We start from the raw sequence: 13,021 nt of genomic DNA on the forward strand, positions 1-13,021 counted from the left end.
TACCATCGGGATGCGTGAGATCGTCTTCGATACCGAAACCACCGGCCTCAGTTTTTCCGGGGGCGACCGCATGGTCGAAATCGGGTGCGTCGAGATGGTCAACCGGGTCGAGACCGGCCGGACCTTCCACGCCTATTACCACCCCGAACGCGACATGCCGGTCGAGGCGTTCAACGTTCATGGGCTGAGCGCACAGTTCCTGTCCGATAAGCCGAAATTCGCCGATGCGGTCGAGGATCTGCTAGAATTCGTCGGCGATGCACCGATGGTCGCGCACAATGCCGGCTTCGACTTCTCGTTCCTCAACGGCGAACTGACCAAGTGCGGTCGCCAGATCATCCACATGAAGCGGATGATAGACACGCTGCAGATCGCACGCAGCCGCCATCCCGGCGCCAAGCATTCGCTCGATGCGCTGTGTTCGCGCTTCGGAATCGACCGTAGCCACCGCGTGCTACACGGCGCGCTGCTCGATGCGCAGCTGCTGGCGCAGGTCTATGTCGAGCTGATGGGCGGGCGCCAGATCGGCCTCGGTCTTCTTACCGAAGCGGCCGGCAACGCCGCGACTCCGATCGTCGCACAGGCGCCTCGGGTCGTTCGTCCGCCACGCATTTTCGCAGTGAGCGAGGGAGACCTTGCGGCGCATGCGGCGTTTATGAAGGGGATCAAGGATCCGATTTGGGGGGCCGTGGCGTCCGGATGACGCTGGCAGGGTGGAGCCAACAGGACCACCCGAACTACGTAACGCCGACAAGGAGACGATAATGGATATCCGGATTTCTGGTCACCAGGTTGACACTGGCGAAGCACTGAACAGCCATGTGGAAGACCGACTCCAGGGTATCGCCGACAAGTATTTCTCGCGCGCCATCTCGGCCGAGGTCACGTTCGGCAAGGGGCCGCACGATGCCGGCTTCAAGTGCGATATCGTCGCGCACGTGATGAAGGGGCTGGTGCTCAAGGGGCATTCGGACGCCTATGACGCGCGCGCCGCCTTCGATGGCGCCGCGGCCAAGATCGAAACCCAGCTTCGCCGCTACATGCGTCGCCTGAAGGACCGCCATGCCGGCGAAGCGGTCGCGATGGCCGAGAGCAACGGCTATGACAATGCCGGCTACACGCTGTTCCAGGAGAGCGTCGAGGAGGACGATGTCGCGGACGCACCGCTGATCATCGCCGAAACGCGCGTCGACATTCCCGAGGCCAGCGTGTCCGACGCGGTGATGATGCTCGATCTGCGCAACACCGCAGCCTTGCTGTTCAAGAATGCGGGTACCGGTGCGCATAACATGGTCTATAAGCGCGGCGACGGCACGATCGGTTGGGTCGAGCCACAGCGGGCCGCGTCGACTGGCGCGGCGTCCCCTCCCCAGTAAAAGAAGGGTCCATAAGGGCGCAGGTCTCGAGGCCGCGCCTTTACGCCCCCGCGCAACCCGCTAAGGCGGACGCGCGCGGGGGCGCTTGAGACACATGAAGACCATGACCGATTTCAGCGATATGCTGCGTCCCGACGCAGTGCAGACGGGCGTGATCGCCACCAACAAGAAGGCGGTGTTCCAGCATATCGCGACGATTGCGGCCGAGATCGTCGATACGGATGCGAAGACGATCGCCGAGCGACTGACGGCGCGCGAGAAGCTCGGCTCGACCGGGTTCGGCGGTGGCGTCGCGATCCCGCACGCCAAGCTGGACGGTCTTGCGCAGGTCACCGGCGTGTTCGTGCGGTTGGCGCAGGCCGTCGATTTCCAGGCGGTCGACGATCTGCCGGTCGATCTCGTCTTCATGCTGCTGTCGCCGACCGATGCGGGGGCGGTGCATCTTAAGGCGCTCGCGCGCGTCTCGCGGCGGCTGCGCGACAAGGCGTTCCTCGAGAAACTGCGCGGCGCCGGTTCGCCCGATGCGCTCTACGCGCTGTTCACCGCCGACGAGGTGCGCGATGCCGCATGACCCCTCCCCCTCCCCCTCCCCCTCCCCCGCCCCCTCCCCCGCCCCCGTCCCCGTCATCCTGACGAAAGTCAGGACCCAGAGTAACCGACTGCTGCCCTTCGTGGCTCTGGGTCCTGACTTTCGTCAGGATGACGGAAGTTGGTTGCTCGCGAGTTCTGACAATGTCTGACGCCCCAAATACCGCCGGCGCGGAGGCGCATTTTCGTGCGCTGGAGTCGCTGTATGCGCAGGCGCCGATCAATCGGTTCTTCGAATCGTCGCTGGAAATTCCGGAGGCGGGCGTCGCGCGGATCCATTTCACGATCGACGAGCGGCATTATCACGCCGGCGGCGCCGCGCACGGCACGAGCTATTTCAAGATGCTCGACGATGCCGCGTTCTACGCGTCGAACAGCCTCGTCACCGATCGCTTCCTGCTGACCACCGCGTTCAACCTGCTGCTCACCCGCCCGCTCAAAGTCGGCCGGGTGATCGCAGAGGGGCGCTGGATCAGCGGCAAGCGGCGCGTGTTCGTCGCGGATGCGCGGCTGATCGATGCGGAAGGCGAGGAAGCCGCGCGGGGCACGGGCACCTTCATGCGCTCGCGGATCGCGCTCGCCGGGCTGCCCGGATACCGCGCACCGGCATGAGCGGTCGGCTCCCCAGCGGCGTGCTCGTCAGCGCGCTCCTCCGCCGGGTCAACGACGCGGGCGGCTTCGGTGCGGTGATGGCGAAAGGCGATGCACAGGGCGGCGCGATCCTCGTCATTGCGATCGACAAAGGGGCCCCTCCCCGGCTGCTGGAGCGTGGAATCGGGCCCGACGGACGAACCGCGCTGATCGACTCGACCCCCGCCGAAGACCTGGACGGCTATTGGCGGCGCAGGCGCGCGCGCGACCCCGATTTGTGGGTCGTCGAGGTGGACATCGCAGCGGCGGAACGGTTCGCCGCTGAAACGATCCTCGACGATTGACTCGAAAGCCCCCCCAATAGAGGGGGATTGCAACATTGATTGGCGTTGTGCTGGGACGGGTGCGATCCGGATCAGTTACGCAGTCGGGGGGATGCCTGGATGGTCGGCTCGTACGATCGATTCCACGGTCTCACCGCATCTGAATAAGCTTGAATGACCATTCTTCAGCGGGCCGCGACGATCGCAGCCATGACATTCTCTCTCGCCGGCCTGCTCGGCAACAGCGCACCCGGCCATGCGACCGGTATCGATCGTACCACAGTCAACCTGACCGCCCTCGCAAATCTAAACGCCCTCTCCCCGCAGAATGTTCCGCAGGTCGCTCCCGCCGCAACGCCCGTTGCCGCCGTCGAGAAGACCGCGATCGAGAAGACTGCCGCCGAGCAGATCGCTCCTGCCGAGGAAGAAGAATTCGACACGCTCGCCCAGGCCGTTGCCGCGCAGGATAGCGCCGCCGCCGACGACGCGCTCCAGTGCCTTGCCGGCGCGATCTATTTCGAGTCCAAGGGCGAGCCGCTGACCGGCCAGCTCGCGGTCGCCGAAGTCATCATCAATCGCGCCAAGTCGGGTCGTTTCCCCGCCGACGTCTGCGCCGTCGTCAAGCAGCGCGGCCAGTTCAGCTTCGTCCGCGGTGGCCAGATCCCGACCATCACCAAGGGTGCCTCGTATCGCACCGCGGTTGCCGTCGCCAAGGTCGCCCTCGCCAGCGCCTGGAACAGCCCGGCCGACAAGGCACTCTACTTCAACACCCCCGATCGCCGCCCTTCGGTTCGTGCGATCAAGGTCGCCTCGATCGGCAACCACGTCTTCTATCGCTAAGACGACCCCGGCCCCGTTCGTGCTGAGCGAAGTCGAAGCACCTTTACCCGGGGCACACCCTTCGACTTCGCTCAGGGCGAACGGGTAAGGGGCGGGCCAACACCGACCTGAAACACAACCACAATCCGTGAATGAGCTTGCCTCGTTCGCGGATTGTTCTATTTCCGGGGTATGCTCGACATGCCGCCGGACTCCTGCATCGACAAACCCGGACCCCCCCAGGATTCGTCCTTGTGCGCCGCCGACGTGGCGCGCGGGGTCATCCGGATGTTGCTGCGCCACGATCTCACCGCGATGACCGAAGTCCCGCTCGACGGTGGCCGCCGGGCCGACCTGATGGCGGTGGATGCGCGCGGTCAGATCGTCATCGTCGAGATCAAGGTGTCGCGCGCCGACCTGCTCGGCGACGGGAAATGGCCGGATTATCTCGGGCATTGCGACCGGTATTTCTGGGCGGTCCCCGCGGGGTTCGACGTCGGACCGTTGCACGGGCCTGCGTTCCTGCCCGAGCGGACCGGGATCATCGTCGCGGATCGCTACGACGCGGCGATCGTGCGGGAGGCGCATACCATCCCCCTGCCCGCGCATGCCCGCAAACGCTGCACGCTGGCGTTCGCCAGGCGAGCCGCGCGCCGGTTGATCGCGCAGATGGACCCGGATGCCGACGGGTTGGCGTTTTAGGGTCTAGCGGGCTCCCCTCCCTGGAAGGGAGGGGTCGGGGGTGGGTCGGTTTCCGTATCGCGCAACGGTTGCGTCACGAGCCGGCCGACCCACCCCCAGCCCCTCCCTTCCAGGGAGGGGAGCGCGTTGTGGTTTTGGCGACCCCAGCCGCCGCCGCTCAAGCTTAGAATTTCGGCCCCGATACCGCTTTCCGCACCTTCTTCGGCGCATCCGCCAGCAGCTTCGACACCACCGGGTTACGCCCATCCTGCTTGGCATAGTCGCGTGCCGACATGCCGGCGATGATATCCGCCTGGTCGGGATCGGCATTCTCGTTCAGCAGCACGCGGATCATCCCCACGTCGCGGCGCTGTACCGCGCGGATCAGCGGCGTTTCACCGGCCGAGTTGCCGAGGTTCGGGTTCGCCCCCGCCGCGGTCAGGATCGGGATCATGCCCGTCTGACCCAGCGTCACCGCGAGCAACAGCGGCGTGTTGCCCTTGCCGTCGCGCAGGTTCGCGTCCGCGCCCTTTTGCAGCAGGAAGCGCAGATAGACCTCGTCGCCGCGCTTGATGACGATGTGGAGCGCGCCCTCCCCGTTCGTCACGTCGCGCGTGTTGATGATGTTGCTGCCCGGGCGGCCGAGCATCTCCAGCACTTCGTTGTTCTTGGCATCGCGCACCGCGGACAGGAACTTGTATCCCTCCGACTGGCCCTGCGCGAAGGCGGGCGCCGCCATACCGAGCGCGGGCGTCAGAAGGGCGGTGGCGAGCATCAGGCGAATACGCATCGAGAGACTTCCTTGGTTCGTCCTGGATATTGGCGACGCTTGCGCCGCAGTAGCGAACAGATCAAGGCTGGCGGCATCATGACCCTTCGTTTCATCCTTTGTGCGCTCGCCCTGCCCGCCTTGGCGTTGGCGGCCTGCAACTCGTCCCAGCCCCCCGCCAAACCGCCGCTCGAAGGCGCCCGGATCGGCGGTCCCTTCGCGTTGACCGACCAGAACGGGCGGGTCGTTAGCGAGCGCAACTTCAACGGCAAATACCGGATCATGTATTTCGGCTACACCTTCTGTCCCGATGTGTGTCCGACGGATGTCCAGGCGATCGGTGCCGCGGTGAAAAAGCTCGAGGCGAGCGACCCCGCGATCGCCGCGAAGATCGTGCCGGTGTTCGTGACCGTCGATCCGGCGCGCGACACCCCCGCGGTACTCAAGCAGTTCGTCTCCGCCTTCCACCCGCGGATGGTCGGCCTGACCGGCAGTCCGCAAGCGATCGACCGGATCAAGACCGAGTATGCGGTGTATTCGAGCAAGGGCGACGCCTCCCCCGGCGGCGGCTACCTCGTAAACCACAGCCGCCAGGCCTATCTGATGGACCCGGACGGCAGGCCGATCGCTTTGCTGCCGCAGGAACAAGGGCCCGACGCGGTGGCGACAGAGATCAAGCGCTGGGTATCGTGAGCACGCGCTTCTGGGAAGATACGCCGATCGAGCAACTCGATCGCGGCCAATGGGAAGCCTTGTGCGACGGCTGCGGCAAATGCTGCATCCACAAGCTGGAGGACGAGGAGACCGGCGAACTCGTCGCGACCAACGTCTCGTGCCGCCTGCTCGACCGGCGCAGCGGGCAATGCTCCGATTACCGCCACCGCCACGCCTATGTGCCCGAATGCGTGCGGCTGACGACCGGCAACGTCCACGGGATCGATTGGCTGCCCTCGACCTGTGCCTACCGCCTGCGCGCGGCCGGCGAGCAGCTCCCCGAGTGGCATTACCTCGTCTGCGGCGACCGCGAGGCGGTGCACCGCGCCAAGCAATCGGTGCGCGGCTGGACGGTCAGCGAGGACGAGGCGGGCGAGCTGGAATATCACGTGATCGACCGCGAATTGTGAGCCGGTGATAGAAGGCCTGCAGATCGTCCGTCACCCTCGCGCCCGTCGTGCGCGACTGTCGATCGATCCTGCGAGCGGCCGGGCGCGGCTCGTTCTTCCCAAGCGGGCGGCGCTGAAGCAGGCATTGGCCTGGGCCGAGGACAAGGCCGACTGGATCGCCGAACAGCGCGCCCTGCTCCCCCAGCCCCGCCCCTTCGTCCCCGGCGTAGTCCTCACCGTCGCCGACGAACCGCTGACGATCGAGTGGACACCGGGCAGCCGCCGCACCGTCGTTCGCGAAGGCTCGGTACTGTCGCTGTCGGGGCCCCACGAAACGATCGCGCGTCGCGTCGAGGCCTGGCTGAAACGCACCGCGCTCGCCATGCTGGAAACCGAAACCGCCGAATACGCCGCCAAGGCGAAGGTCAGCGTCGCCCAAGTCGCGGTCGGTGATGCGAAAGGCCGCTGGGGCAGTTGCGCATCGAGCGGCGTGATCCGCTACAGCTGGCGCCTGATCCTCGCGCCGAGCTGGGTCCGCCGCGCCACCGTCGCGCATGAAGTCGCGCACCGCGTCCACATGAACCACGCACCGGTCTTCCACGCGCTGGTCGAGCAGCTCTACGGCGAGGACCCTACGCCCGCGCGCGTCTGGTTACGCACGCACGGCGCGGAGCTTCACTGGTTCGGGCGGTCGTCCTGATACCGGCGATCCTGATTGCGGTCGTCCTGGTAGCGGCCATCCTGATACCGGCCATCCTGATACCGATCGCGCGGCACGTCACGGGTTAGCGGCTGGCGTCCTGCCGGTTGCTCCTGACGCGGCTGATTGCGGCCGGTGACACGATCGATCCAGTCCTGATTCATCTGCTGCGGTGGCGCCGGTGGCGCGGCCGGCGTCTCGGGCTGGTCCGCATCGGGCCGGGGGATCGCATCGCCGGTCTGCGCGTCGGTCGGTACCGGCGGCTCGCCCGGATCGATCGGATTGCCGTCCGCATCGACCGCCATCTGGCCATTGTCGGGCTGGCCGAAATAGCTCTCCTCGTCGGGTTCGAGCTGCCACTCGGGTAGGGTCACCTTCGTATCGAACTGCTCGATCGGACGGTTGGCGGTCGCGGGCTTCATGAACGCCGCCCAGGCACGCGCCGGTGCCTGGCCACCATGCAGGCCGGCGATCGGCTTGGCGTCGTCACGCCCCATCCACACGCCGGTCGTGATGCCGCTGGAGAAGCCCAGGAACCAGCCATCCTTCGACGAGCTGGTCGTCCCCGTCTTGCCCGCGACCGGGCGGCCGATCTGCGCCGCGCGGCCGGTGCCGGTGTTGACCGCGGTCTGGAGCAGATCGGTCATCTCGGCCGCGACATAGGGCGCGACGAGCACATGGCTGCGGTCGACCTCATGCGTGTAGATCGTCTGGCCGTTCGCAGTGACGCGCGTGATCCCGTACGGCGTGACCGCGACGCCCTTGCTGGCGACCGACGCGAACGCGCGCGTCATGTCGATCACGCGGACCTCTGACGTGCCGAGCACCATCGACGGATGCACGTTGACCGGCGTCGTGATGCCGAACCGGCGCGCCATGTCGGCGACCGTGTTGAAGCCGACTTCCTGACCCAGCTTGGCGGCGATGGTATTGAGCGAATAGGCGAAGGCGGTGCGCAGCGACACCGCGCCGGAATTGCGCCGGGAATCGTTGCGCGGGCTCCAGCCCTGGATCGTGACGGGTTCGTCGACGACCGAATCCTCCGGCTTGTGGCCCGCCTCCAGCGCGGCGAGGTAGACGAACAGCTTGAACGCCGAGCCCGGCTGGCGGACCGCCTGCGTCGCGCGGTTGTAGATCGACGAGACGTAATCCTTGCCGCCGACCATCGCGCGCACTTCGCCGCCACGATCGAGCGCGACTAGGGCGCCCTGCGCGCCGGCCGGGGCATTGGCGCGGATCGCCGCATCGGCCTGCCGCTGCATGTTGAGATCGAGCGTCGTCCAGACTTCCAGGGGCTCGGTGGTCTCGTCGATCAGCGTGTCGAGCTGCGGCAGCGCCCAGTCGGTGAAATAGCGGACGCTGTTCTGCTTGGGCTCGGGCGCCAGTTTCAGGCCGGATACGTCCGCATCGGCAGCCTCGGACGCGGTGATCGCGCCGGTTTCCTGCATCGTTTCCAGCACGACGCCGGCGCGGCCCATCGCGGCCTCGGCATCGGCGGTCGGCGAGTAGTTGGACGGTGCCTTGACCAGGCCGGCGATCACCGCGGCCTCGGCGAGGCTCAGGTGATCCGCGCCGTGGCCGAAGAATTTCCGGCTCGCCGCGTCGATTCCGTAGGCGCCGCCGCCGTAATAGACCTTGTTCAGATAGAGTTCGAGGATTTGATCCTTCGAAAACTTCCATTCGAGCGCGAACGCCAGAATACCCTCGCGGAATTTGCGGCCGAACTTCTTCTGGTTGTTGAGGAAGACGGTCCGCGCGAGCTGCTGCGTGATCGTCGAGCCGCCTTGCGTCCAGTGGCCGCGATCGAACCGCACCTTCACCGAGCGTGCGATGCCAACCGGATCGACGCCGATATGCGAGCGGAAGCGGCGATCCTCGACCGAGACGGTCGCGTCGCGCATGACCTTGGGGATCTGTCCGTAGGGCAGCCATTCGCCGAAGCTCGGCCCCATCGACACGATCACGGTGCCGTCGGCGGCATGGACGCGGATCATCTGGCCGTTGGGCGAGGATTTCAGGCTGTCGAAACTCGGCAGCTGCGACATGGCGACGTACACCGCGATCGCCAGCGCTCCGAGCGCGAGGACGCCGATTCCGACGCAGAGCTGCAGGAACACGACCAGCCGTCGCCGCCAGCGTGACGCCGGGGGAGTTGGGGACCGACGAGACGGGGAAGCAGAACGCGTACGAGCCATGTGGCCGCAGAATTACGCGCGATATCCCCGCCCTACAAGCAGCATCAAGCCGCAGCGTTCGCTTTGCGCGGTCGGAATTCGAGCGACAGCGAATTCATGCAATAGCGCTGGCCGGTCGGCGGCGGGCCGTCCGGGAAGACATGGCCCATATGGCTGTCGCAGCGTGCGCACCGCGTCTCGATGCGGGTCATGCCGTGGCTGCGATCAGCATGATCAGTGACAGCATCGGGACCGATCGGCCGGGTGAAGCTGGGCCAGCCCGACCCGGAATCATATTTGTCGGCGCTGTCGAACAGTTCGTTGCTGCACGCGGCACAGCGATAGATGCCGTCGGCCTTGTTGTCGTTGAGTGCGCCCGCGAACGCACGCTCGGTCCCCGCCTCGCGCAGCACATGATATTGCTCGGGGGTCAGGTGCTTGCGCCATTCGGCCTCAGAAAGATTAAGCTGGTCCATGGACATGCATCTCGCGTTGGCGGGGCGATTTTCAAGGTTGCCCCATTCTGGTTGCGTTCGCGATGACCTGGATCAGTGCGGGGCGCATGAAGGGGAGCAACCACGCGGCGCGTTCGCTCTCCGCGACCTGGCGGACGATGCTGGCGATGCCGATCGGGCGGGCGAGGCGGCGGGCGAAATCCTCCTGCCACCGCGCCGCCGAAGCAGGACCGCAGCGGACATAGGCGTCGGCGGCCGCGACTCCGCTGGCCAGCGCGATGCCCATGCCTTCGCCAGCGAGCGAGGGGATGACGCCGGCCTGGTCGCCGAGCCGGAATGTCGCATCGACGCCCGCGCGTTGCCGCCAGCCATAGGGGACGTTGGCGATCGCATCGATCGGCGCGCGTCCGTCGATCAGGGCGACCCATTCGCCGAGCGCGGGCATCTCGCGACCCAGCGCCTCGAGTAACTGCGCCGGGGATCCAGCGGCCTGAAGCCTCGATCGATGCACCGCCATGCACAGGTTTGCGGTGCCGTCCTCCTGCAGCGCGAGGCCCGCATAGCCGCGGTCGAACAGGTGCAGCTCGATCCCCCCATCGAGCGCCGAGCGGAGCGCCGGAGAGGGGGCGATACGGACGCGCAGCCCCAGCGTCGGGTCGGATCCGCGCGCGTCTTCCGGCCGTGCCATCCCGCGAACGTCGTGCTTGCCGCTGGCGAGGAACAGCGCGTCGGGGGCGAACGTCGCGCCGTCCGCGGTGCGGACCGTCATGCCGTCGATCTCGCGCACGGTGACGCCGCGCTCGACCGGGGTACCGAGCCTTGCGGCTTCCGCCAGCATGACCGTGTCCAGCCGGTGGCGCGTGATCGACACCGCGGGACGGGGGAGGGCGGCATCCGCGCGTCGCGTACCTGCGTAGATGCGGGCACGCGTCACGCGCGCCGGGTTGAGCGTGTCGGGATCGATACCGAGGTCCGCGAGGGTCTCCAGTGTCCGCCAGCTGAGGAACCCGCCGCAGATCGCATCGCCGGTCTCGCGCGATCGTTCGACGAGCAGATGCGGCAGGCCGGCGCGCGCCAACCGAATCGCGGTCGCGGCCCCGGCGAGCCCGCCGCCGACGATCAGCGCAGGCGTTCGACGCATAACCGGAACGGAAAGACGCGGCGGACCTTCGCCTGGGTGATACCGGCTTCGGCGAGCAATGGCGGCCATTCGTCGGGGCGATAGCTGCGCGCGATCGACAGCGTGCCGTCATGGCGGACGATCGGGTGCCAGCGCGCCAGGGTTGCGAGCACGGGGAAGCCCCAATGCGCGAAGCCGTGACGATGGAGGTCGTTGACGAACCACCCGGCGCTTGCGTGCGCCTCCATGAAGCGCAGGAACGCCACGAGCTGGTCATGGGTCATGTGGTGCGCGACGAGGCTGCTGACGATCACGTCCCAGGGCTCGTCGGCAAGGTCGGCATAGTCGCCGGTGACGTAGCGGATGTCACCGCCATGCGCCCGCGCCGCCTGTTCGCTGCGCGGGTTGAGATCGACGCCGACCAGCTCCGCCTCGATGCCTTTCGCCTCGGCCCAGCGCGCGATCCGCCGCAGCATGTCGCCGTCGCCGAAGCCCACGTCGAGCAACCGGAAGCGTGTCCGCCCGGCTGTCGCGCGCGCAAGGAAATCGAGCGTCGGCCGACGTGCCATCGTGACCGTGTTGACGGTGGCGAGATCGCCGACCACGTCGGCATAGGTCGTCGCGTCGAGGTCGTCGGCGTCCATCAGCTCTTCGGCCTGGCTGCGCATGGCGAGGCTCATGGCGCGCTTCGGAACCCGAAGCCCTCCGCCGCCAGCCCCGGCCCGAACGCGAGCGCGACGCCATGCGCGATCGGCGGCCCGGCGAGCAGGCGCTCGAACACGAACATCAACGTCGCCGACGACATGTTGCCGTTCTCCGCCAGCACGCGGCGCGATGCGTCCAGCGCCTCGGGCTTGAGCTGCATCGCATGCTCGACCGCATCGAGAATCGATCGGCCGCCGGCATGCACCGCCCAGCCATCGATCGACTCCGGCGGCCGGCCATCGCTGACGATCGCCCGAAACTCGGTATCCGCCAACGCCGTGGCGATCCGCGCGGGGACCTCGCCGGACAGGTGCATCGCAAAGCCCGCATCGGTGACGTCCCAGCGGATCAGCGTCTCGGTCTCGGGCAGCGCCGCCGCGAACGGCGTTCCGAGTTCGAGCCCGGTTGCCTCGGCGGTGACCAGCGCGGCCGCGGCGCCGTCGCCGAACTGGAGCATCGCCAGCAACGGCTCGATCTCGTTGGCGGGCTGGAGGTGCAGCGTCGAGAGTTCGACCGTCACGACGAGAACGCGCGCGCTAGGCTCGGATCGGACGATGTGGCGCGCGCTGCGCAGCGCGACGACCGCGGCGTAACATCCCATGAAGCCGATCAGCAGCCGCTCGACGCTGGACGACAGGCCGAGCCGTCGGGCGATGATCTGGTCGATCCCCGGCGCGACGAAGCCGGTGCAGCTCGCCACCACCAGATGCGTGATGCCCTCGACCGCGACCTTCGCGCGCAACGCCTCGATCGCGCGGATCGCCAGGTCGGGGGCATGCTCGGCATAGAGCGTCATGCGCGCCGCGGTGCCGGGATGCGGCTCGGCGGCGTAGAAGCCGGCATCGTCGACCGGCGAGCCTCCGTCCGCGGTCGGCGGCAACACCGACCAGCGATGCGCGATGCCCGACCGCGACGCCATCCGGTCGAATACTTTGGTCGATCGCGCATCGGTCCGCGCGCGCGCCCAGGCGATGAACGCGGTGTGGATGTCATGATCGGGAACGGCCGTCCCGACCGCATTCAGATAGACCGGCAGATCGGTGGACCCAGCGGAAGCAGGCATGAAATCGGGCACGACGTCCTTTCGTCCGCGCAGGATGGCACGCGACTCGACCACTCAACGCACGGTCGGTGAATATAGACGTCACCGACCGCAACAATCCGCATGTCGCTTTGCCGACTCAGCCAAACCCCGTCCAGCGGCGCCTACCTTCGTAGCATTTGCTTCACCCGTAAGCACCGGCCAGCGCCGAGCGCGATCAGTCGCGTGCGAAATCCGGGTGATCACGGTCGACCCCGTATTTCTCTTCGATAAGCGCCATCGCCAAACCGACATAAGCCGCGATCGCGTGCTCTTCGGCAGCGTCCAGCGCTCGACACGCATCCTGGAGCAGGGAATGGACACGAATCGCATTCATCGAAGTAACCTCGATCAATACGACGCAGGGTGCGTCGTAGATCGTTGTGCAATACGGCGCTATTTTGAGGCAAGGCTACCAGTATTCGAGCCGGTATTTTGGTGTGCAGCGTCAGACTGGGACGAATAGAACCAAAATGAACTGTTTTAATTCGCATGACGTCACGCCGTTCGGGAGACAATTTTGTTCCTGTGCATTC

Annotated in this window: 17 protein-coding genes; 10 read left to right on the forward strand and 7 right to left on the reverse strand. The window is 66.7% G+C overall.

Features of this window, described 5'->3' with window-relative positions:
* Positions 1 to 10: 10 nt before the first annotated feature.
* From dnaQ to NLI89_RS14885, 7 genes are all read left to right on the forward strand, one after another.
* Positions 11 to 703: a DNA polymerase III subunit epsilon gene (dnaQ, locus tag NLI89_RS14855; RefSeq protein WP_254687726.1), complete on the forward strand. Its 693-nt coding sequence runs from the start codon at positions 11 to 13 to the stop codon at positions 701 to 703.
* A gap of 61 nt (positions 704 to 764) precedes the next feature.
* Positions 765 to 1,376: a ribosome hibernation-promoting factor, HPF/YfiA family gene (gene hpf / locus NLI89_RS14860; protein WP_187502479.1), complete on the forward strand. Its 612-nt coding sequence runs from the start codon at positions 765 to 767 to the stop codon at positions 1,374 to 1,376.
* A 103-nt stretch (positions 1,377 to 1,479) separates the two neighbouring features.
* Entirely contained in the window at positions 1,480 to 1,947 is a 468-nt protein-coding gene (locus tag NLI89_RS14865) for a PTS sugar transporter subunit IIA (protein ID WP_254687727.1), read from the forward strand.
* 161 nt (positions 1,948 to 2,108) lie between these two features.
* Positions 2,109 to 2,576, forward strand: coding sequence for a PaaI family thioesterase (locus tag NLI89_RS14870; RefSeq protein ID WP_254687728.1), 468 nt, complete (start codon positions 2,109 to 2,111; stop codon positions 2,574 to 2,576).
* Positions 2,573 to 2,899, forward strand: coding sequence for a DUF1491 family protein (locus NLI89_RS14875; RefSeq protein WP_187502476.1), 327 nt, complete (start codon positions 2,573 to 2,575; stop codon positions 2,897 to 2,899). Before NLI89_RS14870 ends, NLI89_RS14875 begins: the two co-directional genes overlap by 4 nt.
* Before the next feature lie 189 nt (positions 2,900 to 3,088).
* Positions 3,089 to 3,718, forward strand: a complete 630-nt coding sequence (locus NLI89_RS14880) for a cell wall hydrolase (protein ID WP_254687729.1) — start codon at positions 3,089 to 3,091, stop codon at positions 3,716 to 3,718.
* Between the two features lie 171 nt (positions 3,719 to 3,889).
* Complete coding sequence (locus NLI89_RS14885) at positions 3,890 to 4,399, forward strand: MmcB family DNA repair protein (protein ID WP_254687730.1); 510 nt, start codon at positions 3,890 to 3,892, stop codon at positions 4,397 to 4,399.
* Positions 4,400 to 4,562: 163 nt separating this feature from the next.
* On the opposite strand, the gene NLI89_RS14890 is transcribed toward NLI89_RS14885, so the two are convergent.
* Positions 4,563 to 5,168 (reverse strand): ankyrin repeat domain-containing protein, encoded by a 606-nt coding sequence (locus NLI89_RS14890; protein WP_248524195.1) that lies wholly within the window; start codon positions 5,166 to 5,168, stop codon positions 4,563 to 4,565.
* Positions 5,169 to 5,246: 78 nt separating this feature from the next.
* Here NLI89_RS14890 and NLI89_RS14895 point away from each other — a divergent pair, with 78 nt between their 5' ends.
* The 3 genes from NLI89_RS14895 to NLI89_RS14905 are packed head-to-tail and all read left to right on the forward strand — an operon-like array spanning position 5,247 to position 6,950.
* On the forward strand, positions 5,247 to 5,840 hold the full coding sequence (locus tag NLI89_RS14895) for an SCO family protein (protein WP_254687731.1): 594 nt from the start codon (positions 5,247 to 5,249) through the stop codon (positions 5,838 to 5,840).
* Complete coding sequence (locus tag NLI89_RS14900) at positions 5,837 to 6,271, forward strand: YcgN family cysteine cluster protein (protein WP_432715098.1); 435 nt, start codon at positions 5,837 to 5,839, stop codon at positions 6,269 to 6,271. The genes NLI89_RS14895 and NLI89_RS14900 overlap by 4 nt, the downstream gene beginning before the upstream one ends.
* A gap of 4 nt (positions 6,272 to 6,275) precedes the next feature.
* Complete coding sequence (locus tag NLI89_RS14905; RefSeq protein WP_254687732.1) at positions 6,276 to 6,950, forward strand: M48 family metallopeptidase; 675 nt, start codon at positions 6,276 to 6,278, stop codon at positions 6,948 to 6,950.
* Here NLI89_RS14905 and NLI89_RS14910 read toward each other — a convergent pair.
* The 6 genes from NLI89_RS14910 to NLI89_RS14935 form a co-directional block, all read right to left on the reverse strand.
* Positions 6,926 to 9,145, reverse strand: coding sequence for a PBP1A family penicillin-binding protein (locus NLI89_RS14910; protein ID WP_439144523.1), 2,220 nt, complete (start codon positions 9,143 to 9,145; stop codon positions 6,926 to 6,928). The two genes, NLI89_RS14905 and NLI89_RS14910, sit on opposite strands and share 25 nt — an antisense overlap.
* A 44-nt stretch (positions 9,146 to 9,189) precedes the next feature.
* Positions 9,190 to 9,600 carry a peptide-methionine (R)-S-oxide reductase MsrB gene (gene msrB, locus NLI89_RS14915; RefSeq protein WP_254687733.1) on the reverse strand — a complete coding sequence of 137 codons (411 nt, stop codon included), beginning with the start codon at positions 9,598 to 9,600 and terminating at the stop codon, positions 9,190 to 9,192.
* A 31-nt stretch (positions 9,601 to 9,631) separates the two neighbouring features.
* Positions 9,632 to 10,720 (reverse strand): NAD(P)/FAD-dependent oxidoreductase, encoded by a 1,089-nt coding sequence (locus tag NLI89_RS14920; RefSeq protein WP_254687734.1) that lies wholly within the window; start codon positions 10,718 to 10,720, stop codon positions 9,632 to 9,634.
* A complete protein-coding gene (locus tag NLI89_RS14925; protein ID WP_254687735.1) occupies positions 10,699 to 11,379 on the reverse strand; it encodes a methyltransferase domain-containing protein in 681 nt (226 codons plus the stop codon). Before NLI89_RS14925 ends, NLI89_RS14920 begins: the two co-directional genes overlap by 22 nt.
* Complete coding sequence (locus tag NLI89_RS14930) at positions 11,376 to 12,467, reverse strand: type III polyketide synthase (RefSeq protein WP_254687744.1); 1,092 nt, start codon at positions 12,465 to 12,467, stop codon at positions 11,376 to 11,378. Before NLI89_RS14930 ends, NLI89_RS14925 begins: the two co-directional genes overlap by 4 nt.
* A gap of 196 nt (positions 12,468 to 12,663) precedes the next feature.
* A complete protein-coding gene (locus NLI89_RS14935; protein WP_254687736.1) occupies positions 12,664 to 12,822 on the reverse strand; it encodes a hypothetical protein in 159 nt (52 codons plus the stop codon).
* Between the last annotated feature and the right edge of the window lie 199 nt (positions 12,823 to 13,021).

Origin of the sequence: Sphingomonas faeni, assembly GCF_024273235.1 — a bacterium.
Taxonomy (GTDB): Bacteria; Pseudomonadota; Alphaproteobacteria; order Sphingomonadales; family Sphingomonadaceae; genus Sphingomonas; species Sphingomonas faeni_A.

Excerpts from the sequence above, each read along its gene's own strand:
- dnaQ (WP_254687726.1), top strand. The coding sequence starts at position 11 with ATGCGTGAGATCGTCTTCGATACCGAAACCACCGGCCTCAGTTTTTCC.
- hpf (WP_187502479.1), top strand. The coding sequence starts at position 765 with ATGGATATCCGGATTTCTGGTCACCAGGTTGACACTGGCGAAGCACTG.
- NLI89_RS14865 (WP_254687727.1), top strand. The coding sequence starts at position 1,480 with ATGACCGATTTCAGCGATATGCTGCGTCCCGACGCAGTGCAGACGGGC.
- NLI89_RS14870 (WP_254687728.1), top strand. The coding sequence starts at position 2,109 with ATGTCTGACGCCCCAAATACCGCCGGCGCGGAGGCGCATTTTCGTGCG.
- NLI89_RS14875 (WP_187502476.1), top strand. The coding sequence starts at position 2,573 with ATGAGCGGTCGGCTCCCCAGCGGCGTGCTCGTCAGCGCGCTCCTCCGC.
- NLI89_RS14880 (WP_254687729.1), top strand. The coding sequence starts at position 3,089 with ATGACATTCTCTCTCGCCGGCCTGCTCGGCAACAGCGCACCCGGCCAT.
- NLI89_RS14885 (WP_254687730.1), top strand. The coding sequence starts at position 3,890 with ATGCTCGACATGCCGCCGGACTCCTGCATCGACAAACCCGGACCCCCC.
- NLI89_RS14890 (WP_248524195.1), bottom strand. The coding sequence starts at position 5,168 with ATGCGTATTCGCCTGATGCTCGCCACCGCCCTTCTGACGCCCGCGCTC.
- NLI89_RS14895 (WP_254687731.1), top strand. The coding sequence starts at position 5,247 with ATGACCCTTCGTTTCATCCTTTGTGCGCTCGCCCTGCCCGCCTTGGCG.
- NLI89_RS14910 (WP_439144523.1), bottom strand. The coding sequence starts at position 9,145 with ATGGCTCGTACGCGTTCTGCTTCCCCGTCTCGTCGGTCCCCAACTCCC.
- msrB (WP_254687733.1), bottom strand. The coding sequence starts at position 9,600 with ATGGACCAGCTTAATCTTTCTGAGGCCGAATGGCGCAAGCACCTGACC.
- NLI89_RS14920 (WP_254687734.1), bottom strand. The coding sequence starts at position 10,720 with ATGCGTCGAACGCCTGCGCTGATCGTCGGCGGCGGGCTCGCCGGGGCC.
- NLI89_RS14925 (WP_254687735.1), bottom strand. The coding sequence starts at position 11,379 with ATGAGCCTCGCCATGCGCAGCCAGGCCGAAGAGCTGATGGACGCCGAC.
- NLI89_RS14930 (WP_254687744.1), bottom strand. The coding sequence starts at position 12,467 with ATGCCTGCTTCCGCTGGGTCCACCGATCTGCCGGTCTATCTGAATGCG.
- NLI89_RS14935 (WP_254687736.1), bottom strand. The coding sequence starts at position 12,822 with ATGAATGCGATTCGTGTCCATTCCCTGCTCCAGGATGCGTGTCGAGCG.